General features: G+C 70.2%; 13 protein-coding genes. 9 read left to right on the top strand and 4 right to left on the bottom strand.

The window, feature by feature from the left end; all coding sequences use genetic code 11:
• Nucleotides 1-72: 72 nt before the first annotated feature.
• A complete protein-coding gene (locus WMF34_RS44295) occupies nucleotides 73-906 on the bottom strand; it encodes a hypothetical protein (protein ID WP_437991597.1) in 834 nt (277 codons plus the stop codon).
• Nucleotides 903-2,072, bottom strand: a complete 1,170-nt coding sequence (locus WMF34_RS44290; RefSeq protein WP_437991596.1) for an AAA family ATPase — start codon at nucleotides 2,070-2,072, stop codon at nucleotides 903-905. Before WMF34_RS44290 ends, WMF34_RS44295 begins: the two co-directional genes overlap by 4 nt.
• Before the next feature lie 210 nt (nucleotides 2,073-2,282).
• Here WMF34_RS44290 and WMF34_RS44285 point away from each other — a divergent pair, with 210 nt between their 5' ends.
• From WMF34_RS44285 to WMF34_RS44250, 8 genes are all read left to right on the top strand, one after another.
• Entirely contained in the window at nucleotides 2,283-3,578 is a 1,296-nt protein-coding gene (locus WMF34_RS44285) for a ketopantoate reductase family protein (protein ID WP_437991595.1), read from the top strand.
• A gap of 214 nt (nucleotides 3,579-3,792) precedes the next feature.
• Nucleotides 3,793-5,742: a hypothetical protein gene (locus WMF34_RS44280; RefSeq protein ID WP_012241262.1), complete on the top strand. Its 1,950-nt coding sequence runs from the start codon at nucleotides 3,793-3,795 to the stop codon at nucleotides 5,740-5,742.
• Between the two features lie 2 nt (nucleotides 5,743-5,744).
• On the top strand, nucleotides 5,745-7,559 hold the full coding sequence (locus WMF34_RS44275) for an acetyltransferase (RefSeq protein WP_437991594.1): 1,815 nt from the start codon (nucleotides 5,745-5,747) through the stop codon (nucleotides 7,557-7,559).
• 29 nt (nucleotides 7,560-7,588) lie between these two features.
• Nucleotides 7,589-9,082, top strand: a complete 1,494-nt coding sequence (locus WMF34_RS44270) for an OmpP1/FadL family transporter (protein ID WP_437991593.1) — start codon at nucleotides 7,589-7,591, stop codon at nucleotides 9,080-9,082.
• A gap of 99 nt (nucleotides 9,083-9,181) precedes the next feature.
• Nucleotides 9,182-13,054 carry a protein kinase domain-containing protein gene (locus WMF34_RS44265; protein ID WP_437991592.1) on the top strand — a complete coding sequence of 1,291 codons (3,873 nt, stop codon included), beginning with the start codon at nucleotides 9,182-9,184 and terminating at the stop codon, nucleotides 13,052-13,054.
• A gap of 342 nt (nucleotides 13,055-13,396) precedes the next feature.
• Nucleotides 13,397-13,678, top strand: a complete 282-nt coding sequence (locus WMF34_RS44260; protein ID WP_437991591.1) for a hypothetical protein — start codon at nucleotides 13,397-13,399, stop codon at nucleotides 13,676-13,678.
• A 187-nt stretch (nucleotides 13,679-13,865) separates the two neighbouring features.
• Nucleotides 13,866-16,937 (top strand): tetratricopeptide repeat protein, encoded by a 3,072-nt coding sequence (locus WMF34_RS44255; protein ID WP_437991590.1) that lies wholly within the window; start codon nucleotides 13,866-13,868, stop codon nucleotides 16,935-16,937.
• A 277-nt stretch (nucleotides 16,938-17,214) separates the two neighbouring features.
• On the top strand, nucleotides 17,215-20,175 hold the full coding sequence (locus tag WMF34_RS44250; protein WP_437991589.1) for a Kelch repeat-containing protein: 2,961 nt from the start codon (nucleotides 17,215-17,217) through the stop codon (nucleotides 20,173-20,175).
• A 278-nt stretch (nucleotides 20,176-20,453) separates the two neighbouring features.
• Here the strand turns inward: WMF34_RS44250 and WMF34_RS44245 are convergent, their stop codons facing one another.
• Nucleotides 20,454-21,983, bottom strand: coding sequence for a sigma-54-dependent Fis family transcriptional regulator (locus WMF34_RS44245; protein WP_437991588.1), 1,530 nt, complete (start codon nucleotides 21,981-21,983; stop codon nucleotides 20,454-20,456).
• A gap of 753 nt (nucleotides 21,984-22,736) precedes the next feature.
• Between WMF34_RS44245 and WMF34_RS44240 the strand changes: the two genes are divergently transcribed.
• Complete coding sequence (locus tag WMF34_RS44240; protein ID WP_437991587.1) at nucleotides 22,737-23,900, top strand: hypothetical protein; 1,164 nt, start codon at nucleotides 22,737-22,739, stop codon at nucleotides 23,898-23,900.
• Nucleotides 23,901-24,096: 196 nt separating this feature from the next.
• Here WMF34_RS44240 and WMF34_RS44235 read toward each other — a convergent pair whose 3' ends face one another.
• On the bottom strand, nucleotides 24,097-25,548 hold the full coding sequence (locus WMF34_RS44235; RefSeq protein ID WP_437991586.1) for a peptidoglycan-binding domain-containing protein: 1,452 nt from the start codon (nucleotides 25,546-25,548) through the stop codon (nucleotides 24,097-24,099).
• Nucleotides 25,549-26,158 lie beyond the last annotated feature (610 nt).

Raw genomic sequence — 26,158 nt, 5'->3', positions numbered from 1 at the left:
AAGTCACGCGGATCGGGCGGGGCCGTGGGCTGCCGCAGCGGCGGTCGAGGGGCACGGGAGCCCGCGAGGTCCTCAGGTAAGGCCCGCCTTTTTCCGCAGCACCTGCCGGAGCTCGACGAACACAGGCGGGCTACTGCCAACCTCCCGCATCATGCGGGCGATCGCCTTGGCCAGGTTCAGGTCTCGCTCGGATGAGCTCGGCTGCGGGGGTCGCGCCGGCGTGCGATCGAGACCCGAGACATTCGACCGGAGGAAGCGGAAGATCTCCTTGCCCGAGAACGAACGGATCCACTCGTCATTGTCGAGGTGTTTCTGGAGCTCGTTGCAAGCGGCATCAATCCACGGCGAGCGCACGCCGCCCTGGCGCCAGCGCTGCCAGGCAACGCCGTGCTCGGACCAGTAGGCGCTGTTTTCGAGGTATCGCTTTACCTCATCGAGGCTCTGCAGCCCCGTGGGATTCGGCGGACGCTCGGGGAAGCCCTTGCCCAGATCTCGTTGCATGTCCCAGAGCACGCGACAGCAGATCATCCAGAACCGCATCTTCTGCGCGTGGTCGTGTGCGAGCTTCCGGATGCGGGCCGCCGGCTCGCTGCCGGACAGCGATGCCAGGACATCGAAGTCGAGCAGCAGATTCTCGATCTCGTGAGCTGGCAACCGGAGCACACGGCAGCCCGGCGATGTCCACTTGGCCGCGTTGTCGTCCTCGAAATCGCGATCCACCACGCCATAGACATGCAGCCCGGGCGGGCTTGCGTTAACCATGTGCGTCACGCCCGCCTTGCCATCGCCAACGAGCACGTTGATCTGCGGATCGCCCCACACATCGGTGAGCACCGCGTGGATGACGCGATCCTCGACCCAGACCGTGAGCGGACCCCGGTACAGTTCGCGCAGCGTGGTCTTCATGAGGGCGGGGTCGCCGCGAGCAGCTCTTCTTCCCCGTCATCGTCCAGATGGGCCCGCGGATCCTCGTGCTCGACGAGGATGAAGCGCTCGTAGCTCAAGGCCGAGTCCAGGATGGACTCCGAGTGCGTCGCGACGAGGATCTGCGTCGTCGGGGAGAGCTCCCGCAAGGCGGGTATGAGCAGGCGCTGCCACTGGACGTGCAGGTGCTGCTCGGGCTCGTCGATCAGCAGAACGTCGGTCGGCGCGTCCCGGAAGACAAGCGGACCAGCGAACGCGAGCAAGGATACCTGGCCGGAGCTCAGACGATCCAGCGGCACCATGCGCGGGATATCGGGGCGGGCCGGGGCGAGCCGGCGCGCCATCTCGAGGCTGGTCACGTCCTCGGGAACGGGGCGGTCGTCGCGGAGGACCACCTCGTCGCCGGAGCCGGGATCATTGCTCACCGGGATCACGTCGAGCGTCTGCCCGGCACCGTTGAAGCGCTCCCACAGGCGCTGCAGGCGGGCGAAGGGGCCGTCGTCCTGGGCGGCTCGCGCTCCCCCGTTGGCGGGCGCCTCCGTGACAGGCTTCGCGCGCCGCGCCTGGGCGCGAAGATCGCGATAGTAGGCGCTGATGAGGCGCCTCTTCAGCTCGCGCAGCCGGTGCGCCTCGACGTCGGAGCGCGCGCCGCCCGGATTGACCACTTCGCCGAGCGCCTCGGGCTCACGCCGGGCGGAGAAGTACTCCACATTCGCGTCGAACCGAGCATCCCTGCTCCAGCCGTAACCCGGGAGGGTCTCCTGAGGCTCGAGGCCGTGAGCTCTGAGGAAATTTCCCGATCGTGCAGGTGTATCGTGCGCGACGCGCAGCTCGGTATGGAAGTCCACGAGCTCGTCGCGCTCCTGGAAACGAAACTCCCCCCGGAGCTCCAGGGCCTCGGCTCCGAAGCGGATCTGCTCCCGGAGGGGCGCCGCATCGCGCGGCAGCTTCTCCGGCCTGTGCAGCAGCAGGAGGATCGCCTCCAGCAGCGCCGTCTTGCCAGAGCCGTTGGCCCCCGCGAGCACGACGAGATCGATCGCCGCCCCCTGTGCGTCGCGCAGATCGAGGCTGATCTCGTCGATGCCGCGGAAGTTGCGGACGTCCAGCCTCGTGAGCCGCAAGCCGGGCGCTGATCGCTCGGTCGACATGGCGTGTTTGTACGCCGCTCGGCGGGACATCACCAGCGCGAGCGCCGGCAGAGGCGGCACAATTCGACGCGTCCCGTCATCGCGCTCCTGCGGAGCCCCCCGACGGTCGCTCCCGCCGCTTCCGCGGCAGCGCGTCGGAGCAGCCTGTCCCCCCTGCCGCTCCCCTCGAGCCCATCGAGCCCGCGCCGCAGCGGTGGTAATGGATCTTTCATGAGCTTCACCGATTCACCTGCCGAGCTTGCCCCGGGCACCCCCGTGGCCCCCGCTTCCTCCGCCCCCCGGCTGCTCGTCGTCGGCTGCGGCGGGATCGGCGGCATCGTCGCCGCGTACCTGTTCGAGCAGGGCCACGACGTCACCGCCTTCACGACGAACGCGCTCATCGCGGACGCCATCAACGCCATCGGCTTCCGGGTGCGCGGCGACGCGAGCCCTGGCACGGTCGGCGGCCGCGCGGTGCGGGAGCTCGGCCCGGACACCCGCCCCTTCGACTACATCCTCCTCGCGACGCAGCCGCCGCAGGTCGAGGAGGCCGCGCGGGACGCGGTCGCGCACCTCGCCCCGACGGGCGCCATGATCTGCCTCCAGAACGGCCTCTGCGAGGAGCGCATCGCGCGCATCGCCGGCCCGGAGCGCACCTTCGGGGGGATCGTCGCGTGGGGCGCCTCGATGGTGGAGCCCGGCGTGTACGACCGCACCTCGAGCGGCGGCTTCGTCCTCGGCCGGCTCGACGGGGCGAGCGACCCGCGCCTCGACGAGCTCGCGCGCATCCTCGAGGCGATCGGACCGACGACCGTGACGGACAACCTCGCCGGCGCGCGCTGGTCGAAGCTCGCCATCAACTGCGCCATCTCGTCGCTCGGCACCGTCGGCGGCGATCGCCTGGGCGTGCTGCTCAGGCACCGCTTCGTCCGCCGCCTCGCGCTGGAGATCATGACCGAGACCGTGCAGGTCTCGCGCGCGCTCGGCGTGCGCCTCGAGAAGGTCGCAGGGACGCTCGACCTCGACTGGATCGCGCTCACGGACGCCGAGCGCTCCGCCGTGGGCTCGCCGGGGCTCTTCGCGAAGCACGCGCTGCTGCTCGCGGTGGGCGCGCGCTTCCGCCGCATGCGCTCCTCGATGCTCGCCGCCATCGAGCGAGGCCGCCCGCCCGCCGTCGACTTCCTGAACGGCGAGGTCATCGAGCGCGGCGCGGCGCTCGGCATCGCGACGCCGATCAACGCCGCGATCCGCGAGGAGGTGCTCGCGATCGCGGCGGGCAAGCGCAAGCCGAGCCTCGCGCTGCTGCGCGCGTTCTTCGACCGGACGCGCGAGCTCGTGGGCGCGCCGTCGTCCATGCGGCCCCCGCCGCCGGCGACGCCGGCCGAGCCGCCCGCGGCCCCGCCGGTTGAGCCGCCCGCGGCGCCGCCGCACGAGCCGCCGACGACCGCGACGAACGCACAGGCGGACGCATCGGGCGAGCCGTCCCTGCCAGCAGCGAACGTCCAGAGCGATCTCAGGGACGCATAGACTGGCGCCGAGCAGCTCGGCGACAGAAGACCGACAAGCGGGCGAGCAGCCGGAGGACACCGACACGTGTCCTGGCGCTCCTGGCGTCGTTGCGGATCGAGCTCACCGCGCCGTCGCTGCACGAACTCTTTGTCGCGCCGTGGCGTCGAAGTTCGGTAGCATCGGGCGTCTCTTCCTGCGGATCCCAACAGATCCCTCGACGAGGAACCCTCGCATGACGCACTTCTCGCTCGCCCTCTCCTCCCGGCGCGGCGCCGCGCTCCGCGGCGTTTCCCTCGTGCTGCTCGCCGCGCTCGCCGCGTGCGGCGACGACGGAGGCGGCGGCAGCGGCGCCGCCGGCGGCGGAGGGGGCGGCGGCGAAGGCGGCGAAGGCGGCGGCTCGGTCATCGTCGAGCCGAACCGGTTCCGCCTGCGCATCGACGACGCCGAGCTCCCGTCGGTCGTGCTGGAGCTCGACAAGCAGAAGGCGCTCCAGGTCTTCGGCGAGGACGGCGCCAAGCAGATCACGATCCTCGACGTGGACACGACCGGGCTGCTCCGGAACGCGCTCGAGCAGATCCAGAACGCGTGTGGGACCTCGTGGCAGAACGACAGCCCGGACCCGGGCCATAACTGCTCGCTCACCGAGCTCGGCCAGAGCTTCGGGGATGAGTGGCAGACGTCCCCGGAGTTCGCGCTGGTGCGGCTGCTCAGCATGACGCCAGCCAACGCCAATGTGACGGGGACGTCGCTCGAGGGGCTGCAGGCGATCTTCGAGGAGAACCCCCCCGGCACATTCGGGTTCGACTTCGCGGACGTCCTCGCCGACAGCATCACCCTCGATCTGGCGGTCCAGCCGGATCCGACGGCCGTGCGCAGCAACCGGACGGCCCCCTTCGTGCCGATACCCAAGCTCATCCTCGCCCTCCAGCAGCAGCTGCTCGGCACACACCCGGCCATCGCCAGTCCAGATGGCTTGAGGATACCTGTCAGCCTCTACGAGGCCCTGGTCGATCTCCAGCCGCTGTCCGAGAAGCTCGGACCCAGCGGGGATCATCCAGGCGTGCTCGTGCGGGACGATGAGACGTTCACGACGAAGAGCGATGTCCTCCTGCCCGACTTCCAGATGCGCGTCGTCGCCGAGTCCGGCCTACGCAGGGTCTCGGGGGTCGATCTCTCGAAGGGCGGCGGTGACATGTTCCTCCGGGACGGCGACGCGCCGCTCCGGTTCGACTTCACCGACCCGGAGAAGCTCCAGATCAGCGGCATCGCCCCTTCACCGACGATCGATATGCGCATCTCGCTGCGCGAGCTGCCCACCAAGGTGAAGGCGTGCATCGAGGCCGACGCGCCCGCCTGCAAGGAGAACCGTCCAGACATGCCGGTCGGCTCCAACACGGTATGGTCCACCCCTCCATTCATGATGGAGCACATCGTGGGCAAGGCGGCTTATCTTACGTATAGCGAGCGCGTGCCCTTCACAGGGTGCTACTTCCGCCTGAGCGGGACGTGCCGGGTGGGCGTGACCATCGGCCAGAACGGCGACCCGCGCGGCTGGACGGCCTTCACCGACCTGGTTTCCGACCAACCTCCCCCGATACCGCCGTCGCAGCTCTTCTGGGAGCTGCTCACCGAGGTCGGCCAGGTCGCCATCCACGATCCCACCGGCGACGGCAACCCCGAGATCCCCGAAGGCGCCGCCCAGCCGGTCTTCGCGCTCCACAACGTCGGCATCGGCCTGACGGCCGACGAGATCGTGGCCGAGCTCCGCCCGACCCTGCAGAGCCAGGCCAGCGAGATCGCCGAGATCATCCTGGGCCGTTACTGGATCAACAACGACGCGCTCGACTTCTTCTACGGCCGCGGCGCGCCCGACGGCGCGCCCACCTTGTTCTTCGTCGCCGAGGACGACCTCCGGCCTTCGGATCAAAGCTCGGAGGCCCCTCGCGCCTACACTTACGAAAGTCCCGGCTTCTTCACGAGCCCGGATCTCAGCGAGGCGAGCAAGGTCTCCAGCAAGGAGCTCGACGGCGTCGACGACACGACGCACGAGAAATACAGGCTGCCGCCGGGCGAGACCACGCTGTACATGCAGGACGACGAGGGCGCCGTCTACGAGGTCCGCTTCTACGTGCCCGAGAGCGACGATCCGGTGGAGATCACCGCCGACGTGGAGAAGCTCTGATCATGGAAGCGCGAGTTCTCACCCGCCCCGCCGCCCGCCAGCTCTCCCGGCTCGGCCCCCTGCTCGCCGCCGCGCTCTCTGCGCTGCCCGGCTGCGTCGAGGCCGTCACGGTGGAGCAGGCGCCGCCCCCGCCGGCGCTCGGCGTGCGCCAGAGCCGCACCCTCACGCTCGAGTTCCTGCGGTTCGACGCGAGGGGCTTCGCCAAGACGCTCACGCTCGACGAGCTCAAGGCCATCCCGCGGCCCACCCTCGAGGGGATATGGCTGCTCGATCTCGACATCTCGACGCTCATCGAGAACGCGCTGCTCAAGGTCATGTACATGCCCCCCGCGGAGATCGCGGCGCTCCCGCCCGCGTCACGGAACCTCGTCGGGCTCCTGAACATGACGCCGGAGAACGCCGACCTCCGCGGCACGAGCCTCGAGGGCCTGCTCGGGGTCGGCAACGCCGTGGGGCTCTCGACGTCGAAGATCCTCTCGGACCTCACGGGCGCGGCCGGCAACGAGCGGCTCATCCCCGTCCAGATCACCTCACAGGCCGTCCTGGAGAACCTCGTCAGCACCCACCCGAACACCCAGCACCGGAGAGGGCCGACGAACGACGAGCACCCGGACGGCGTCTACCCCGTCGCGCCCCACTCCATCCCTGTCACGCTGTACGATGTCGTCACCGATTTCGCCGGCCTCGCCGCGCAGTTCGGCCCGACGCCGCTCCATCCGGACGACCCGGACGGCGCGAAGCACCCCGGCTTCATCAAGGCCGCGTCGGGGGTGAAGGCGGCCCTCGACGACTTCACGATGACGGTCCGGGTCGACGTCAATGCCCTGCCGTACAAGGGGGTCGACGCCACGATGGCCGATGTCGCGAGCGTCAACAGCACGCCGGGCCAGATCGACACCCTGTTCGACTTCAGCCAGGAGGACTGGCTCGTCCTGGACAACCTCGCCAGGAACCTGAGCATCGGCGAGCTGACGCTGGCCATCCCCGAGAGCGCGATGCTCCTGCCGGGCGGCACGAGCAAGGAGCCCGCGCCGCGCGGCAACTCGCCCGTGTGGGAACAGCCGCTCTGGGAGTTCGAGCACATCCTCGCCCGCGCGGGTGAGCTCAGGGCAGCCAAGATCGAGGATCACTGCTCGAGCTACGGGCCCGCGGGCACGTCGATGAGCGACTTCGAGGCCGTGAAGGTCTGCATCGACGAGAGCGGATGGACCGAGATCAGCGTCGACGAGAGCGTCATTCTCGAAGACCCGCCTCCGGCGCCGTCCTACTTCTGGGACATCCTCCTCGACGTCGCCCAGGCGCGCCTCCATGACGGCGGCCTCGCCGAGGGGGAGGCCGACCTCGAGGTGACCCTGCGCGACGTGCCGGTCGGCGTGAAGACCGAGGATCTCGTCGCGAGCATCAAGAAAAACCTCGCGAGCGATCCAGCGGTCCTCAAGGACATGGCGCTCGAGCTCAACGACAACGCCGCCGGCGACGCGGACTTCTACCTCTACCAGCCGAGCACCGAGAGCGGCGTCGCCGGCCGGCGGGATTACCTCTACTTCGTCGCGCCCGACGACATCCGCAAGGACGCGGACGGCGTGCGCGTGCGCGACTATGCCTACGAGAGCCCTGGCTTCTTCTCCGACCCCGCGCTCGAGAAGAAGGTGTCGACGACCGAGGAGATCGACGGCGACGCGCTCCACGAGAAGGTGGAGGTCAAGGCGGGAGATACGCTGTACTTCGCGGACGACGAGGGGCGCCGCTACGAGATCAGGATCGGCGACAAGCCGAGCCCCCATCGCCTCTCGCTCACCCTCACCCGGATCCAGTGATCGGCCCCCCCACCGTGAGGACCCGTCTCATGCAAGGAGCTCTGCCGCCCCCGCGGCCCCGCGCCCGCGCCCGTGCGCGTCAACGAACAGGACGTGAGCTCGCCGCGCTCTCGCTCGCGACAGGCCTCGCCTGCCTGACGGCGCGGGACGCGCACGCCTCGGGCATCGACGCGCCCTGGGTGACGAGCGGCCTCTCGGGCCCCACGACGTCCGACGCCGCGGCCGTCTACTGGAACCCGGCCGAGCTCGCGGGGGTCCAGCGGCCGGAGCTCGTCCTGGGCGCGGGCCTCATCGTCGGCCACGCGACCTACCAGCGCGAGCGGCGCGGCACGTACCAGACGCCGGACACGCTCCAGTTCAAGCTCCCGCTCGATCCGGCGAACGTCGACGCCAGCAAGCGCGGCCGCGCCGAGGAGGTGTCGACGACGCCGATCGCGCCGACGGGCAACGCCTTCCTGGCGATCCCGGCCCTGCCGAACCGCCTGACCGTGGGCGTCGGCCTGTATGTCCCTTATGCCGCGGCGCTCAGCTTCCAGGACGGCGCGCAGCGCTGGCAGCTCCGGCAGGCGTTCATCGTCTCCACGTCGCTCACGGCGGCCGCCGGGCTCAAGCTGACCGACCAGGTCTCGCTCGGCGCCGGCCTGTCCTACGTCAGCGGCCTCGCGGAGCTCTCGAAGGTGCAGGACTTCGGGAGCCTCAAGGAGTTCCACGACGGCCTCGACTACCTCAAGCAGGACAACGACTTCGGCCCGAACACGCCGTCCGAGCTGCGCGAGCTCGACGTCCTCGCGCGCTCCATCTCGATCAAGGAGGCCCTGTCGCACGGCGCCTCCTTCCACCTCGGGCTCGCCTTCAATCCCAACAAGGACCTTCGCTTCGGCCTCACGTACCAGCACAGCGCCGCGATGCGGTACAAGGGCAAGTTCGCGATCGACATGGACCACCCGTTCTTCACGCAGGACCTCGCCGAGCAGGGCCTGCGTTACAAGCCGCTGGTCGAGGGCGACGTGGAGCTCTCGTTCACGCTCCCCAAGCGGCTCACCGCCGGCGTCGGCTACCGGGTGAACGACAAGCTCAGCCTCGATGGGCTCCTCTCGTACGTGCTCTATTCGGACATCGAGGCGTTCGTCGTCGAGGCCTCCTCTCCGGACCTCGCCCAGCCGAAGCTCGGGATCACCGATCGCGTCACCGTGACGCTGCCGCGCAGGTGGAACGACACGGTGTGGGCGGAGATCGGCGCCAAGTACAAGCTGAGCGAGGCGTTCCTGGCGACGGCGTCGGTCGGGTATCAGTCGGCGGCCTCGCCGGACAGCACGATCGACGTGGCCTCGCCCGACAACCACCGGCTGATCGGGGACGTCGGGGGTGTCTTGAAGCTCAGCGATCGCGTGTCGCTCTCGGGCGACGTCCGCGTGCAGGGCATCCTGCCGCGCACGGTGACCGGCTCGGATTACGACCTCGGCAACGGGGAGTACTCGCTGGTGCTCGCGACGGTGGGCGGACACCTCAAGTTCGTGTTCTGACCGCGATTTGCCGGCCGCCGGCGGCACGACATCGTTGGGCAACGGCTCTGCGGCGCCGAACCGCCGTCGGGTGCCCGGCGCGAGTACATAGGAAGCGCCATGCACGTGCTGGACCTCGTCGAGGATCGGTTCGAAGTCGAGCGTCTGGCCGCCTCCGGCGGGATGGGGGACGTGTACCGCGCGCGCGATCGGCTCTCGGGAGCGGCGATCGCGCTCAAGGTCCTGCGGGGCGCGAGCGAGCGCGATCTGCGCCGGTTCGCGCGAGAGGCGCAGGCGCTCGTCACGCTGCGGTTGCCCGGCGTCGTGCAGTATGTCGCGCACGGCGTGACCGGCGCGGGGCAGCCGTACCTGGCCATGGAGTGGCTCGAAGGCGTCACCCTGGAGGAGCGGCTCGCCGAAGGACCGCTGACGTTCGACGAGAGCGTGACGCTGGCCGCGCGCGTGGCGGCGACGCTTGGCGCCGTCCATGGCCTCGGCATCGTTCACCGCGACCTCAAGCCGAGCAACCTGATGCTCGTCGATGGCGACGTCGAGCGAGTCACGCTGCTCGACTTCGGTATCGCGCGCAATCTCCGGCTCGATCTGAGCCTCACGTCGCCCGGAGCGATCCTTGGAACGCCCGGGTACCTTTCCCCCGAGCAGGCGCGCGGCGACCTGGCCGTCGACGCCCGCGCCGACGTGTTCGCGCTCGGATGCGTGCTGTTCCAGTGCCTCGCCGGGCGCCCGCCGTTCCTGGGCGGCAGCGTGCTCGCGCTGCTCGTGAAGGTCGTCCTGGAAGATCCACCGCGGCTCGGGGAGCTCCGCGGCGACATCCCCGAGCCGTTCGAGCGCCTGGTGACGCGGATGCTGTCGAAGGAGGCAGCGCAGCGGCCGCGCGACGGCGCCGCCGTCGCAGCGGAGCTCGCCGTGCTGGCCGACGGGCGCCACGGCGGAGCGGGCGCCGTCTCGGCGCCGTCCGCGTCGAGCGAGGCGATCACGACGGCCGAGCGCAGGGTCATGTGTGTCATCCTGACCGCCAACGGCACAGACGAGACAGACGCCACGCTCTCGGACGCCGAGGGCGCCGCGCAGACCCAGGCGCTGCGGGACATCGTGGCGCGCCACGGCGGGAGCCTCGATGTGCTCCAATCGCGCTGGCTGCTCGTCGCGCTGTCGGGCGCCGAGTCTCCGACCGACCTCGCGGTGCGAGCGGCCCACTGCGCGCTCGCGCTCCGGACGGAGCTTGGCCGCGCACCGATGGCCGTCGCCACGGGGCTGGCGGAGATCGAGGGGAGGTTGCCTGTCGGCGCGCTCGTCGATCGCGTGGCGCAGCTCATCGCCGGGCGTGACGGCCCGCTGCCCTCGGGCATCCGGCTCGACGAAGCGACGGCGAGCCTGCTCGCGAGCCGCTTCGATACGGCGCGCGAGCCCGGAGGATGCTGGCTTCGCGGCCCCAAGGCGGAGCCGGACACCGTCCCCAGGTTGCTCGGGAAGCCGACGCCCTGTGTAGGGCGCGAGCGCGAGCTCTCTCAGCTCGCGGCCGAGTGGCGCAACTGCGTGGACGAGGGCTCCGCGAGCGCCGTGGTCGTCGTGGGTGCCCCCGGTCTTGGCAAGTCGCGCCTCGCCTGGGAGTTCCTCCGCGCCCTCGAGGAGCGGCGCGAGGCCGCCGAGATCTGGATCGGCAGGGCCGATCCGATGGCGGCCGGCTCCGCGTTCGGCCTGCTGTCCCAGGCGCTCCGCCGCGCCATGCGTATCCTCGACGGCGAGCCGCTGGAGGTGCGGCGGAGCAAGGTGCGCGACCGGGTCGAGCAGCTCGAGGGGCTCGGGGCCAAGCGCCCGCACGTCGCGGCGTTCCTCGGCGAGCTCGTCGGGACGGCGTTCCCCGACGAAGGCGACGTGCAGCTCAGCGCGGCGCGGCAGAACCCGATGCTGATGGGCGATCGCCTCCGCGAGGCGTTCGTGGACTTCGTCAAGGCCGAGTGCCAGCGGCAGCCGGTGCTCGTGGTGCTGGAGGACCTCCACTGGGGCGATCTGCCCACGGTGACCTTGATCGACGCCGCGCTCCGGCACGCCAGGGACCTGCCCTTGTTCGTCCTGGCGCTCGCTCGTCCAGAGGTCGACGAGCTCTTCCCGGCGCTCTGGAGCGAGCGCCACGGCCTCCGTCTCAGCCTCGCGCCGCTGCCCCGGCGCGCGGGTGAGCGGCTCGTGCGGGAGGTGCTCGGGGATGGCATCGGCGCCGAGCAGATCGAGAGGCTCCTCTCCTGCGCCGAGGGCAACGCGTTCATGCTGGAGGAGCAGATCCGCGCGGTCGCCGAGGGCAGGAGCGCGGGCATGCCCGAGACGGCGCTCGCCATGGTGCAGGCGCGGCTCGAGGCGCTGGACGTCGAAGAGCGGCGCGTGCTGCGCGCGGCGAGCGTCTTCGGTGAGACGTTCTGGGAGGGTGGAATCGCCGCCCTCGTGGGCGGCGCGCCGGTGGCGCCGCGGCTGGGCGAGCTCGCGCGGCGGGAGCTCATCCTGCGGCGCCACGAGGCGCGGGTCGCAGGCGAGGTGGAGTACGGGTTCCACCATGCGCTGGTCCGGGATGCCGCCTATGGCATGCTCACCGAGCGCGACCGCCGTGTCGGCCACGCGCTCGCGGGCGACTGGCTGGAACGGACCGGCGGCGCAGACGCGATGGCGCTCGCGGAGCACTTCGAGCTTGGCGGCGCGCCGGCGCGGGCGGCAGAGGCGTACCTGCGCGCCGCGGAAGAGGCGCTTCGCGGCAACGATCTGCGCACGGCGCTGGAGCGGGCCGATCGCGGCATCGGCTGCGGCGCCGCCGGAGAGACCGCGGGCAGGCTCCGCCGAGTTCAAGCCGAAGCGCATGTATGGAGCGGCGATTCCGCCCTCGCCGTGGAGCGAGGCCTGGAGGCGATCGAGCGGGTCGAGCGAGGCTCGACCACATGGTTCTCAGCCATCGAGCAGATGTGCCTGGCCTCGTCCAAGCAGGGATCGTTCGACGCGCTGGAGCGATGGCTCGCCATGGCGGCGGATACACGAGCCGCGGGCAACGCTCAGTGCGTCAAGCTCACCTGTCTCATCGCCGGTTCGATGGTGGTGACCATGTGGGGGCGTTATGCCGAAGGGGACGCTCTGATGGAGACCGTCGAGCGCGCTCTCGCAGAATCAGGGATACAAGACATCGGGGTGATTGGACGCCTCCACGACGCGCGCGCGTGCTACGCGATGTGCACGGGTGACCTCAGCGCCGCCGCGAACCGCCTGGAGACCGCGCTGTCCGCCTTTGACCAGGCTGGCGATCGTCGCAATACCTGCAGCGCCCGAGCAAATCTCGGATTTTTCTACGCGGAGCTCGGCGACTTCGAGAGGGCGGAGTCGTTGCTGCGCGCATCCAGGGACGAGACCGACCGGTTGCAGCTCTGGGATCTCAAGATCGTCGTGGAGTCGAACCTCGCGCAGATCCTCACGCATCGCGGGCAGCTGGCCGAGGCGCGGAGGCTCGCAGAAGCGAGCGTCACGCCGAGCCGGGAAGCGAGCGGCGCGCGTGTGGAGATGATGTCCCGCTGCTGCCTCGGGAGGATCGCCCTCGCCGCCGGCGATCTCGAGACCGCGGAGCGCGAAGCGCGCGCTGCCGTCTCGCTCGCTCCCGGCATACCGACGCTCGGCGTGCAGGCCTTTGCGGTCCTCGCGCGCGTGCTGCTCGGGCTCGGCCGCATCGACGAGGCAGTCCGGACAGCAGCCGACGCCAACGCCACGCTGGAGTCGTTCGGAACCATCGAAGAGGGCGAGTCGTTCGTCCGCCTCACCTGCGCCGAGGTGCTCGCCGCGAGCGGTAGGCACGACGAGGCCGCCGCCGCGATCGGCGCGGCCAGGACGGCCCTGCTCGCGCGCGCCGAGAAGCTCGGCGACCCGGCCTGGCGCGAGCGCTTTCTCCAGCACGTCCCCGACAACGCCCGCACGCTCGAGCTCGCACGGCGGTGGCTCGGCGGCTGATCCTCGCCGTACAAGGCGTTTCCCTCCTGGTGGAGGGAGTGGAGCTCAGGACGCTCTCATCGGATGATGAGCTCACGTCGTGGCTGTTCGCCGCGAGCCGGCACGCTGTTCTCCGCGAGGAACAGGTGTCTCCTCCAGAGAGACAGGGGGCTCGGCAGCCTCGTGCTCAGCTCCGGAGATCCGGGGAGCGATAGGCCTCGTTTTCGGCGTAAGCGCGGGAGCTCGCCGACGGACGCCCGGCCCGTTGGCCGTGGCATGGCGCCTGCAAAACCGTATCGCTGTTCCACCTGTCCGGTCACCATGGAGGAGAGTCCAATGTTCACTCGCGTCACCCAACGATCCATGTTCGTCCTTTCCGCGTCGCTGCTGGCGAGCTTCACCCTGTTCGGCTGTCAGGTCGAGATCGCCGAGGAGCCGTCCCCCGACGTCGAGGTGGGCGAGGCGAGCCAGGAGCTGATCAACTGCAAGGGCCAGTGCGCCAGGGTCTTCCTGGCCTGCACCCGGGCGGGCGAAGACTACGAGTTTTGCGCCGCCGACCGGGATGCCTGCATGGCGGACTGCGACGAGCGGACCTGCGAGCCCGGGGAGCCCGGTTGCTGCCAGGGTCAGCCGACCTGCTGGTAGCCGCCTCTCCCCCGCCCTGCCGGGATGATGGAACCGCCAAGACGCCATAAGACGCCAAGATGATTGAGATTTTCTTGGCGCCCTTGGCGCCTTGGCGGTTCAAAAGACCGCACCTTCAATCAAAGTACCCCCCCTGGAGAGGGACGCAGGAACCGCAGCCGCGACGGGACATGCTACACAGCCTCCTGTGAGCCTGGGCGAGAGCGTGATCGTCTGCCCGGGGTGCAGCGCGGAGAACTCGCCGTTCAACCCGCGTTGCACCCGCTGCGACGCGCTGCTCTCGGAGGAGCCGCGGTCGCGCTCCACGACCGCCGAGGAGCACCCGGCGAGGCACTCGACCTCCCGAGACGAGCACGTGTCCTCGAGCGTCACGATCGATCCGCTCGCAAGCACGGTTGTCGTCCCGGACGGGGGAGCGTCCGGGCCTCCGGCTCCGCCCGAGGCCGAGGCGTCGCTCGATCTGCGCCCGGGGACGAAGCTCGGTCGGTTCGAGGTGCTCGATCGCCTCGGCGAGGGCGCCATGGGCGTGGTGGTGCGAGCGCGCGATCACGTGCTCGGCCGCGACGTGGCGATCAAGGTGCTTCGGCCCGAGGTGCTGGGGCGCTCGGGCGCGGCGACGGCGCTCGCGCGGCTCGTCCGCGAGGCGCAGGCCATGGCGAGGATCAAGCACCCCAACGTCGTCACGGTGCACGAGGTCGACGTCTCGGCCGGGCAGGTGCGCGTGGTGATGGAGCACGTCGAGGGCCGGACGCTGCGCGCGTTCTGCGCGGAGAAGCGGCGGCCCGCCTCGGAGGTCGTGGCGGCCTTCCTCCAGGCGGGCAAAGGGCTGTCGCAGGTGCACCACGCGGGCCTCGTGCACCGCGATTTCAAGCCCGACAACGTCCTTGTCGGCGCCGACGGCCGCGTGCGCGTCACCGATTTCGGGCTCGCGGGGCTCGCGGAGGGCGAGGCCGGCGGCGGCGGCGCGGAGGCGGGGATCGAGGCCGCGCTCACGCGTTCGGGCTCGTTCCTGGGGACGCCGGTCTACATGGCGCCGGAGCAGCACCGGCGAGAGGCCGCGGATGCGCGGGCCGATCAGTATGCTTTCTGCGTGTCGCTGTGGGAGGCGCTCGCGGGCGAGCGTCCGTTCGCCGGCAAGACCTACGACGAGCTGCGCGAGAACGTGGCGCTCGGGCGGATGCGAGAGCCGCCGCGAGGGGCCGAGATGCCGGCGCGGATCCGCCGCTGTCTCGAGCGCGGGCTCTCCGTCGACCGGGACGCTCGATACCCCGACATGGACGCGCTGCTCGCCGATCTCTCGAAGGATCCGGCGGCGGCGTGGAGGCGCGGGCTCGTCGCGGCGTCGGGGCTCGCGCTCGCGGGCCTCCTCGTGTTCGCGTTCGCGCGGCAGCCCGCGGGCGGACTCTGCAAGGGCGGCGAGGCGAGGCTCGCGGGCGTCTGGGACGAGGCGACGATGGCGAAGGTGCGGGCAGCGTTCGCCGGCACCGGGCGGCCGTACGCGGAGGACACGTACCGGCGCGTGGAGAAGGCGCTGGGCGATCGGGCGCGCGCGTGGGTCGCGATGTACGCCGACTCGTGCGAGGCCACGCATGTGCGGGGCGATCAGTCGGCCGGGCTGCTCGATCTCCGGACGCTGTGCCTGGAGCGCCGCCGCCAGGAGATGGGGGCGCTCACGGCGCTCTTCGCGCAACGAGCGGACGCCGCGGTGCTCGATCGATCGATCGAGGCGTCGCTCGCGCTCCCGGGCCTCGAGCGCTGCGCGGACGCGGGCGCGCTGACAGCGGCGATCCCGCCGCCCGCGGACGCCGCGGCGCGGGCGCGCATCGACGCGCTGCGGGCTCGCCTGGCCGAGGTCAGGGCCCTCGATGAGGCCGGCAAGTTCGGCGACGCGCTCGCGCTCGCGCGGCCGCTCGCCGACGAGGCCCGCGCGGCGGATTACGCCCAGATCGAGGCGGAGGCGCTGTTGATGCTCGGGCGCGCGGCGCGGGACGCGCACGACGCCCCGGCCGCGGAGGCGGCGCTCCGCGAGGCGCTGCGCGCCGCGGCGCGGGCCAGGGACGACGCCCTCGCGGCGGAGGCCTGGCCGCAGCTCATCTACGTGGTGGGCTATCTGCAGGGCCGGCACGCCGACGCGCTCGCGCTGCAGCTGGCCGCCGAGGGCGCGGTCGAGCGGACGGGGGGCGACACGCTGGCGAGCGCGCGGCTGCTCGGCACGCTGGGCAGCGTCCTCGACGAGCAGGGGAAGTACGGCGAGGCAGCGCAGCACGTCGAGCGCGCGCTGGCCGGCCTCGAGAAGGCCCTCGGCCCGAAGCATCCCGAGGTCGGCGCGACGTGGAGCCGCCTGGGCACCGTCCTCCTCCACCTCGAGCGGTTCGACGACGCGGAGCGCGCCTACACCCGGGCGCTCGCCATCCGAGAGGAGACGCTGGGCGCCTCTCATCCGAGCGTCGCGCTCACGCTCAACAGCCTGGGTCGCCTCTTCAACACCCAGGGCAAATACCGAGATGCGTTGCCCCGGATCGAGCGCGCCATCGCCATCCAGGAGACGGCGCTCGGCCCCGATCACCCGTTCCTGGCGGCCTCCGTCAACAACCTCGGCAATGCGCTCGTCATGCTCGGAGAGACCGACGCGGCCAGGCGCGCTCACGAGCGGGTGCTCGCCATCCGGGAGAAGGCGCTCGGCCCCGATCACGCCGACGTCGCGTCATCGCTCAACAACATCGGGGCCGTCCTGGAGATGCAGCAGAAGTTCGCGGAGGCGACGCCCTATTACGAACGGTCGCTCGCGATCCGCGAGAAGGCGCTCGGCCCCGATCACGCGAGCGTGGCCGCCTCGCTCGGCAACCTGGGGAGCGCGCTCGTCGCGCAGAAGAGGTACGCCGAGGGCCTTGTGCGCCTCGAGCGCGCCGCGGCGATCCAGGAGAAGGCCGTGGGCCCGAGCTCGCATGCGGTCGCATCGATGCTCACCGGGATCGCCAGCGCCTACAACGAGAAGGGCGAGCCGGAAAAGGCGCGCCCGTTCGCCGAGCGGGCGCTCGCCATCTATGCGGCGAAGGGCGAGGGCGTCTCTCCGATCGAGCTCGCGGATACGCGCTTCCACGCGGCCCGGGCGCTCTGGGGATCGGCGCGGGACCGGGCGCGGGCGATGAAGCTCGCGACCCAGGCGCGCGACGCCTATGCGGCCGAAGAGGGGGAGTACGCGAAGCGCGCGCTCACGACGGTGAACGGGTGGCTCGCGGAGCACGGCGGCGCGCGGTGAAGAGGGGCCGCGCTCGGGGAGGAGCTCCCGAGCGGGTGGCAGGAGAGCTCCCCCACCCTGCCGGAATGAGGGAACCGCCAAGACGGCCCTCACCTGCCCGCGGCTCTCGAATCTCGATCTCGCGATCGTCATCGACTTTGGTGAGGTGAGCGTGAGGCAAGGTATCCATCGCGTGGTCGCAACTCGTTATGCCCTTGTTCGGACCATGCACTCACAGCTTCCACGGAGGAGCCCATTTTTCTTGACAGCTGGAACATCGAGATTGCTATCGTCGAGCATGCGTTCTGCCTCGTTCTTGCGCCGCTTCGCCCCCGTCCTCCTCGTCGCGCCGCTCGCTGCGGCGCTCGGATGCGATGACGCCGATCCCGCGCGAAGCCGCGTGAAGGAGCAAGGCATCGGGGCGGCGGTCGCCGCGCTCACGGCGCCACGCTGGGACATGGCGCCGCCGATGAACGTCGCCCGGAGCAGGCACACGGCGACACGCTTGCTCGACGGGAGGGTCCTCGTGGCCGGCGGAGCGAGCGAGACGGCCGAGGTGTACGACCCCGCCATGAATACATGGGTGCTCGTCGCGCCGATGAGCACGCGGCACACCGGCCACACCGCGACGCTCCTTCCGGACGGCAGGGTCGTCGTGGCCGGCGGCGTGACCGAGGTCGTGGAGATCTACGACCCCGCCAGGGATGCATGGACGCTCGCCGCGCCGCTCCTCACGCCGCGCGAACGCCACACCGCGACGCTCCTGCCCGACGGCCGGATCCTCGTGGCCGCCGGCGAGTTCGAAGAGTGGGTGATGGGCTCGAGCGAGATCTACGATCCCCTCACGAATACGTGGACCGCCGCGGGCCCGTTGGCGCACGTGCGCTCCTCCCACACGGCCACGCTCCTGCCGAACGGCAAGGTCCTCGTGGTGGCCGGGGTGGACGCATCCGGTGACCCCATCGGCAGCGCGGAGATCTACGATCCGGGCACGGGCACGTGGACCGCCGCGGGCTCGATCCAGAATCGGGAAGGGCACACCGCGACGCTCCTCGCGAACGGCAAGGTGCTCGTCGCCGGCGGCTACACCGATTACGGTGGTGAGGGGTTCTCGTCCACGAACCGCAGCGCGGCGCTCTACGATCCGGCGAGCGATACCTGGACGACCGCGACGCCGATGAACGTCCCCCACCACAACCACACGGCCACGCCGCTCGCCGATGGCCGGGTGCTGGTCGCCGGCGGCGGCGCGCTCACGGAGGTCTACGATCCGGCGAGCGGGAGGTGGTCGCTCGGCAAGTACCTGAACATGGACCGGAGCCGCCACACCGCCACGGAGCTCGCGGACGGGCGGGTGCTCGTGGCCGGCGGCGGGAGCGCGACCGTCGAGAGGCTCACCCTCGCGGCCCCGGGCGATTCCTGCCTCTTCGCGGGCGAATGCGCGAGCGGCTTCTGCGTCGACGGTGTCTGCTGCGATGCCGCGTGTGACGCGGGCTCGTGTGACGCGTGCGCGGTGAGCGCGGGCGCGTCGGCGAATGGCACCTGCACGCCGCTGAGCGGAGCCGTTTGCGGCAGCGCCGACGGCTGCACGGCGAACGGCGTCTGCCAGGCGGGCGCTTGCGTCGGGGCGTTGCCGGTCGGCTGCCAGTCCCCGTGGACGCCGGCCGGGAACATGCCCGTGCCGCGGCAAGACGGCACGTGGGCCGAGCTCGCCGATGGCCGCGTGCTCGTGGCCGGCGGGTACGACAACGACTGGAACGATACCCTGTCCGTGGACCTCTACGATCCGGCGACGAACGCCTGGAGCGGCGTCGCGTCGCTCTCGCAGGCGCGCCGCAAGCCCGCGTCGATCCGGGTCTCGACCGGCGAGATCCTCGTCGTGGGTGGTGATTCTCCGTCGACGGCCGAGGCATACGATCCGGCGAGCAATACGTGGACGCTCACCGGCGCCATGGTCGCGCACCACGATCGGAGCGTCGCTCTCTCGCGGCTCCCCGACGATCGTATCCTCGTCGTGGGCGGCGGGACGGCGGTCGCCGAGCTCTACGATCCGGCGACGAGATCCTGGGACGCGACGGGCTCGCTCGGTGTCTCGCGCTCGGGGCACTCGGCGGTCCTCTTGCAAGACGGGAAGGTGCTGGTGAGCGGCGGCGCTGGCAATCCGGCGACGGCGGAGCTCTACGATCCGGCCACGGGGACGTTCTCCCCGGCGGGGACGCTGACCTTCGCGCATTCCGGGCACCAGGCGACGAGGCTGCTCGACGGCGGCGTGCTCGTGGTGAGCGGCAATGGCGCCGATCGGTATGACCCGGCCACGAACACCTGGACGCCGACGCAGGCGTTGCTCATGCCGCCCGCCGATTTCACGGCGACGCTGCTCGGTGATGGTCGGGTGCTTGTCATGGGCGCGCCGCACGTCCCGCACGCGCAGGTCTACGAGCCGGCGACGAATGACTGGACGGTGACCGGGCCCCTGGACGTCGCGCGCCGACGTCATACGGCCACGCTGCTCGGAAACGGAATGGTGCTCATCGCGGGCGGCACGGAATGGACGGGCGGCAGCCAGTGCGACCTCCGGAGCGCCGCGGTGTACGACCCCGTGACGAATGGCTGGTCGATGGTGCCGAACCTGAGCAGGCAACGCAGCTCTCCGTCGTCCGTGCTGCTCGATGGCAATCGCGTCCTGGTCTTCGGGGGGTTGCTGGGAGGTTGCTCGTCCGGCGACGGCGACCCCGAGGCGCATGCAAGCACGGAGATTTACGAGGGCGGCGTCACCCCGGAGGGCAGCGGCGGAAGCGCAGGCGCGGGCGGCTCCGGCGGAATGGGCGGCTCCGGCGAAAGCGCAGGCGCGGGCGGGTCCGGTGGAATGGGCGGCTCCGGCGGAATGGGCGGCTCCGGCGGAAGCGCAGGCGCGGGCGGGTCCGGTGGAATGGCCGGCTCCGGCGGAAGCGCAGGCACGGGCGGAAGCGCAGGCGGCGCCGGCGGGAGCGCAGGAGAGGGCGGGTCCGGCGGAATGGGCGGCTCCGGCGGCTCCGGCGGAAGCGCAGGCGAGGGCGGAAGCGCAGGCGGCGCCGGTGGAATGGCCGGCTCCGGCGGTCAGGGCGGTATGGGTGGCGTGAGCGGCACCGGCGGCTCCGGCGACGGCGAAGAGCCGGGCGACGGCTGCCGCGCCGCACGCGGATCCGCGGAGAATAGCGCGAGCGGCTTCGCGGCCCTCGTGGCCCTGGGCGCCCTCTTCGCGCGCCGCCGCAGGCGCTGAAACGCGAGAAGGCGCTCGCAGGCTGTGGAGTGAAGGCGGCCCCTTCGATGCATGGGTAAGTGCCTCCTCAGAAGAATTCGTGGGTGAGCCATTCGGGCTCCAGCAGGTTCCCGAGCGTACGGTAGCTCTACTGCGGGAAGTCGGCCGGGGAAGCGAACCGCCAAGCCGCCAAGGGCGCCAAGAGAACCGGGGAATAGGGGGGATGCCCGGACGGCCACCTTCCCCCTCTCCCCTTGGCGTCCTTGGCGGCTTGGCGGTTCAAAAGCCGGCGGCGTCCGTCACCCATCGAAGGCAGGGCGCCGGCCGCCTGCGCCGGCGACCCGGTGCTTCGCCAGGAGCTTCTGCAGGTAGGTCCGGTTGAACCCGGACTCCCGCGCCGCCTGCGACACGTTCCCCCCGTGCCGATCCATCAGCGCCACGAGGAACGCGCGCTCCAGCTCGGCGACGCCCGCCTCGCGCGCCGCATCGAGCTCGTCGGCGGAGAGCCGCGAGAAGCGCGGCGCCAGCGGCCCGGGGCCTGCCGGCTGAGCCACATCGGACGGGAGCAGATCCACGTCGAGCTCCGGCCCCGCCGCCAGGATGCACGCGCGCTCCACCACGTGGGCGAGCTCGCGCACGTTGCCCGGATAAGCGTGCTCGCGGAGCGCCCGCGCGGCGCGCTCCGTGAAGCGGGGCCGCTCGCCGGGGCGTTTCCAGCAGGTGCGGAGGAAATGCTCGACGAGGAGCGGGACATCGCCCGCGCGCTCGCGCAGCGGCGGAATCTCGATCTCGATCACCTTGAGCCGGAAGTACAGGTCGCGCCGGAACTTCCCTGCTTCGACGAGCGCCGGCAGATCCTGGTGCGTCGCCGCGATCACGCGGACATCGACCTTGTCGGTCCGGTCGGAGCCCACGCGCTGGATCTCTCCGAACTGCAGGAAGCGCAGGAGCTTCGCCTGCACGTCGGGCGCGATCTCCGCGACCTCATCGAGGAAGAGCGTGCCTCCCTGCGCCGACGCGACCCGCCCGACGCGGTCCCTGTCGGCCCCGGTGAACGCGCCTTTGACGTGCCCGAAGAGCTCCGACTCGAGGATGGTGCCCGGCAGCGCCGAGGTGTGCAGCGTGACGCAGGCCTTGCTGCGCCGCGGGCTGTTCACGTGGAGCGCGCGGGCGATGAGCTCCTTGCCGGTGCCCGTCTCCCCGCGCACGAGCACGGTCGCGTCCGAGTCGGCCACCTGCGCGACCGTCTTGAGGAGGGCGAGCATCCTGGCGTCCTGCGTGACGATGCCCTCGAAATCGTAGCGGGCGAAGAGATCGCGCTCGAGGCGCTGGCTCCGTCGGCGCAGCGCCTCGCGCTCGAGGGCCCGCTTGAGGAAGAGCCCTGCGAGCTCGGCGAACTCGGCGACGAAGCGGAGCGCCTCATCGCTGGCGGCCCGGGATTTGTACTCCACGTAGACCGCGCCGTAGACGTCGGCGCCGTGGGCGAGGGGCGCCACGAGCGCGGCGGACGCGCCCGACTCCTCGAGGCTCTTGAGGAGCGAGGACCGCGGCTCGCCGGCGTCCCTGGAGAGGTGGACGATCTGCCGGGTCTCGATGGCCTGCCGCACGAGGCCGCGGCTGAACTTGCGCTCCTTGTCGGAAATCTTCGCCTTGTCGAAGTGGACCGCGAACTTCTGCTCGTAGGAGCCGTCCTCACGGACGACGATGAAGCCGCGGTCGGCGCCCGTCGCCTCGAGGACGCGGCGGAGGACGAGCTCGGGAGCCTTCGCGTCATCGTCCTCGGAGAGGAGGATCCTGACGATCTGAAGGAGTGAGGGGTAGAGATCCATGGCCGCAGCGCTCAGGGTACGATGAGGGGGGAAGGGAACACAAAGCGATTCCCCCGTGGCGTCGGCGGGTCCGTCGTGGTGTCGCCGGGGAGCGTCGCGGCCAATGGCTGGTCGCCCGCGCGCGCACTGATCTGGCACCGGTCGCTGCCGGGGGCGTGGTCCGGGCTGCATCGGGTCGGGGAGGGGTCGGCTTCCGCTGCCTCCTGCGGTACGCACCGAGGGAAATGCCGGAAGCGTCACGGAATCGTCCGGCCGACCAGAGATCGCGGGGTCAGCGCCCGCCATCGGCACGTCCCTCTGTGCCAATGTCGGGTGAGACAGGCTTCCCCTGGAACTCCGTGGAGAGAGAGCGCGGAGAACAGAGTGCGGGCCCCTGGTCCTGCCCTCCGTGCTCGGCGCAACAAGGTGCATTGAAAGGCCGTCTGGGGCGCCGTGCCACCACAATTGCGGTGCTTGGTTGCACAGGCCGGCCGGGGCGTTCCCTGGTTGACAGGGGCGGCGCCGGCCCGCGCATCGGGGCGCGAGTTTGCTCACATTCCGGGAGCATGCTGCAATCATTGTCACGCAAATGCACATCCCCCGAATGTCCAGATACACGCGGCGCGACGAGAGCGAATATCCCAACCACTGGCCGCATCTCGCTTGCGCCCTTATCTGCCCTTATTTCCTGGCATGCGCATTGCGAACACTTACAAAGGCAGGACGCCGGAGGCTCGGCTCTTCGTCCCTGTCATACGAGTGGGGGGATCGATCATGTTCTTCAAAAATCTTGTTCCGGCGACCTTTCTGGCGCTCGTTACGGCAACAGCATCTCCTGGTCATGCCGACAGGCGCGCCGTGATCGACGGTGAATTCCGGATCCAACCCTACGTATTGCCGAACGGTCAAGGGTATCGGCATCTCACATCGATCATCGACGAAGAAAAGAACGAATTGATCCTTTTCGGCGGCCTGGGCAATGGCCCTCCGTCGCCGCCGACGCCGATGAACCACAATGTGTACACGCTGGATCTGACGAAACGGCCGTCCCAGCAGGAGTGGAAGAACCGAGGGGCCGACGCCGTCGTGGCGGAACCGTGGTTCACAACCACGAACGGATTCGTCCAGTTCGACGACGAATACTATCTTGCATGCGATGATTCCGGCACCGATTCGGTGTATTCCTTCAACGCGGACACGTACAGATTCAAACACCTGTCCACGTCACCCCTCTCGGAGATCAGCGCGGAGGATTGCTGCGCGGTCGGAGTGGAGATACGCGAACGCAACGCATGCGGCGGCAAGGCCGAAAAGAGAATCTATATCATGGGCGGACAAGACCCTAACGCCGAAGGCTCCCTCTCGTTCGTCCGTTACTATTCGATCACGCATGACAGATGGGAGCAGGTGGCGAGCATGAACGTGGAGCGGAGGCACCTGGGCTGTGCCGCTGCCGCGCGGGGCGGGAAAACGTCCATCTATGCGATATCCGGCGGCGATTCATCCATCGGCCAGTCGCTCCGGTCCATGGAGGTGTATGACATCGCGCGAGACAAGTGGACGCTGTATGACAATTTTGGCGTGGGTCGAACCCGGTTCGGCGTACGGAACGTGGACGACAAGTATCTCTTGCTGATCGGCGGCGACGCGAATTGCACGGGCGGCGCATGCCAGCCTGATCAGCCGCTCCGCCGGATCGATATCATCGATATCCGGCATCGAGATCCCAGGTTCATCTCCTCCGACGATTATGTGATCCCGGAGCTCAATAGCCCGAGACAATCCCCCGCAACGAGCTTGAGGAGAATGAAGGGCAACAATCAAGAAGACAAATACATGCTTTACGTGGTCGGCGGCAGGACTCGCGACAACGCAGGCTTGGGCGTGTTGACGACGACCGAGGTCTTGTCGTTCTCCAAAATCAACCCCCCAAGGTGAAGGGCGCTCCGTGGCGATGCCCCGGACCGGCCGGCGTCCCGGCGTCCCGGCGGCCAATCATTGGCCCAGCACGCGATGCTCGACGTCGGCCCCGCCGCAAAGCGCGGCAGGGCCGCCGTCCGAGCCCTCAAAAAAAAACAAGATCCTTGACGTTCACGCTTCGGCGAATTCGTAGCGTCCGGCGTCCCCGAGAGGCTCATCCCCTGATGGTCGCGCCATGGATATGCGCCGCGAGATCGGCGTACTTCATGCGAAACCGCCCGCACCCCTCCGGCAGCGGCGCGCGGGGCGGGACGCCCTGGCAGCTGTCCCACCCCGCAGGATTGCGCAGGATCACCGACGCAGGCGAGCCGTCCGCCCCCCTCTCGATCTTCTCGCCCGCGACCCAGTGATAGCCACCCTCCCATTTCATGAGAACAGGCACCTTCTCCCCGCGCCCCAGGGCCCCGGCGACATCGTCAGCGACGGACGCGCCGCTGCGCAGCAGCGCCGAGACGCTCGTGTAGCTGCCGCCCATGATGTCCTGGAACAGGCTCGTGAAATTGCCGAGCGGGACGCGCGAGTCGCCGCCCAGAGCAGCCCAGAACGAGTCGTTGTCCTCGGGGTTGTCGTAATCGAATATCCAGCTCATCAGGGTCGCGTGGTTCATGAGCGCCGACTGGAACAGCCGGTCGATGTCGATGCGGCCCGAGGCGTCGCGCGAGATCGCGTTGCGCGGCATCCTGAGCACGCGGCCGGAGCGGAGCGTCACCTCGCCCGTCTCCCGCGTGATCCCGTCGAGGAGCCGTGTGAACTCGGCCGGATCGGCGCGCAGCAGGACGTACTCCATCGTCCCCGCGCCGCAGGTGCCGTGGCGCGCCCCCTGCTTGACGCGCAGCGGGTTGTCCACGTGCCGGATCGCCTGCGCGAGCACGAGGTGCGGATCGATGCCGCCCTCGAGCACGAGCCTGCCGTCGCGCCGGACGCCCGCCATGGTCGCGAGGTTCGGCAGGAGCGCCCCCGCGTGCAGCCGGCCCGCGGCGAGCAGCCTGTCGAGCGCCGCCAGCGCCCGCGCGTCGCCCCCGAGCGCGCGCCGGACCTCGTCGAGGCGCGCGCTCCGATCGGCGGCGAGCGCGCCGAGGGCGGTGGTCGCGGGCCGGTCGCCGACGGAGTCCACGGCGGGCGGCGGCGAGTCCGGGTCCGGCTCGGCCCCGGGCACGACCCGCGGGAGCCTCCTCGCGTCCGTGAAATAGCCTTGATCGTGGCGCGAGGCCGCAGCGGACGCCTGGACCGCGGACGGCTTGCGGCCGAGCGCCGCCACCTCCTCCGGGCTGAGCCCCGCGGCCCTGGCCATGGCCTCCTCGAGCGGCTGCCTTCGCCGGGCCCCGAGGCGCCTGTCGAGCGCGGCTATCGTCGCGGCGTCCACGATGCCCGTCTGCGGCAGGCCCTCCGCGCCTTGCAGAGCGACGATGGCGGCGTGCGTCTTCGGCCCGAACGAGCCGTCGGCCTTCATCGCGTCGCCGAGCGTGCCGAGCGCCTCTTGCAGGGCGCGCACGCCGTCGCCGTGCGCCCCCTGCGCGAGCGTCGCCGCGCCCGCCGCGACCGCTCTCAACACCTCGTTCGACGCGAGCTCGGGGGCGCCGAGCCCTGTGTTCCCGCTGTCCCCCATGGGTCCCCTCCTGCGATCACCAGGCGCGCTGGGTTCGTCCCAGGATACAGTAGCGCCTGACCGCCCCGCTGCTCATGCCGGCGGCGCGCGGTAGCCCGACGGCTGTCGGCGAGGTGCGACGGGGACGTTGGCACCAGGAGCCGAGACATCCTGGTCCAGAAACAAGACAAAATCCGCTGGAATATAGAAAAACGTCTCAGCTATCCGGGTAAACTCAGGCCACATCCAGAGAATCCGCTCTCGTACCTAGATTATCGAGAGCCACATCCAGAGAATCCGCTCTCGTATCTTGACTACCGAGAGCCATATCCAGAGAATCCGCTCTCACAACAAGACTATCGAGAGCCACATCCAGAGAATCCGCTCTCACAACAAGACTATCGAGAGCCACATCCAGAGAATCAACTCTCACAACCAGACGATCGAGAGCCACATCCAGAGAATCGACTCAAACAACCAGCTCGACGCGCCCTGGATCCAGATAAATCACTCAGAAATCAAGCTAACCAGACCGGCCCTCTCGTGCTCGCTCGGCGAAGACATGCCCCGGCTCCACCTCCGAGAGCCGGCGTAGCTGGTTGCCTCTGCAACGTGGCCGATGGCGACGAGC

The organism is Sorangium sp. So ce145, from assembly GCF_051525985.1.
Classification (GTDB): domain Bacteria; phylum Myxococcota_A; class Polyangia; order Polyangiales; family Polyangiaceae; genus Sorangium; species Sorangium cellulosum_B.
Note: the sequence above shows the minus strand (reverse complement) of the source record. Positions and strands in the feature narration are given on the sequence as shown.

Bases quoted from the DNA above. Each gene is read 5' to 3' on its own strand.
- WMF34_RS44275 (WP_437991594.1), top strand. From the start codon at position 5,745: ATGGAAGCGCGAGTTCTCACCCGCCCCGCCGCCCGCCAGCTCTCCCGG.
- WMF34_RS44235 (WP_437991586.1), bottom strand. From the start codon at position 25,548: ATGGGGGACAGCGGGAACACAGGGCTCGGCGCCCCCGAGCTCGCGTCG.
- WMF34_RS44280 (WP_012241262.1), top strand. From the start codon at position 3,793: ATGACGCACTTCTCGCTCGCCCTCTCCTCCCGGCGCGGCGCCGCGCTC.
- WMF34_RS44240 (WP_437991587.1), top strand. From the start codon at position 22,737: ATGTTCTTCAAAAATCTTGTTCCGGCGACCTTTCTGGCGCTCGTTACG.
- WMF34_RS44260 (WP_437991591.1), top strand. From the start codon at position 13,397: ATGTTCGTCCTTTCCGCGTCGCTGCTGGCGAGCTTCACCCTGTTCGGC.
- WMF34_RS44270 (WP_437991593.1), top strand. From the start codon at position 7,589: ATGCAAGGAGCTCTGCCGCCCCCGCGGCCCCGCGCCCGCGCCCGTGCG.
- WMF34_RS44285 (WP_437991595.1), top strand. From the start codon at position 2,283: ATGAGCTTCACCGATTCACCTGCCGAGCTTGCCCCGGGCACCCCCGTG.
- WMF34_RS44250 (WP_437991589.1), top strand. From the start codon at position 17,215: ATGCGTTCTGCCTCGTTCTTGCGCCGCTTCGCCCCCGTCCTCCTCGTC.
- WMF34_RS44290 (WP_437991596.1), bottom strand. From the start codon at position 2,072: ATGTCGACCGAGCGATCAGCGCCCGGCTTGCGGCTCACGAGGCTGGAC.
- WMF34_RS44245 (WP_437991588.1), bottom strand. From the start codon at position 21,983: ATGGATCTCTACCCCTCACTCCTTCAGATCGTCAGGATCCTCCTCTCC.
- WMF34_RS44265 (WP_437991592.1), top strand. From the start codon at position 9,182: ATGCACGTGCTGGACCTCGTCGAGGATCGGTTCGAAGTCGAGCGTCTG.
- WMF34_RS44295 (WP_437991597.1), bottom strand. From the start codon at position 906: ATGAAGACCACGCTGCGCGAACTGTACCGGGGTCCGCTCACGGTCTGG.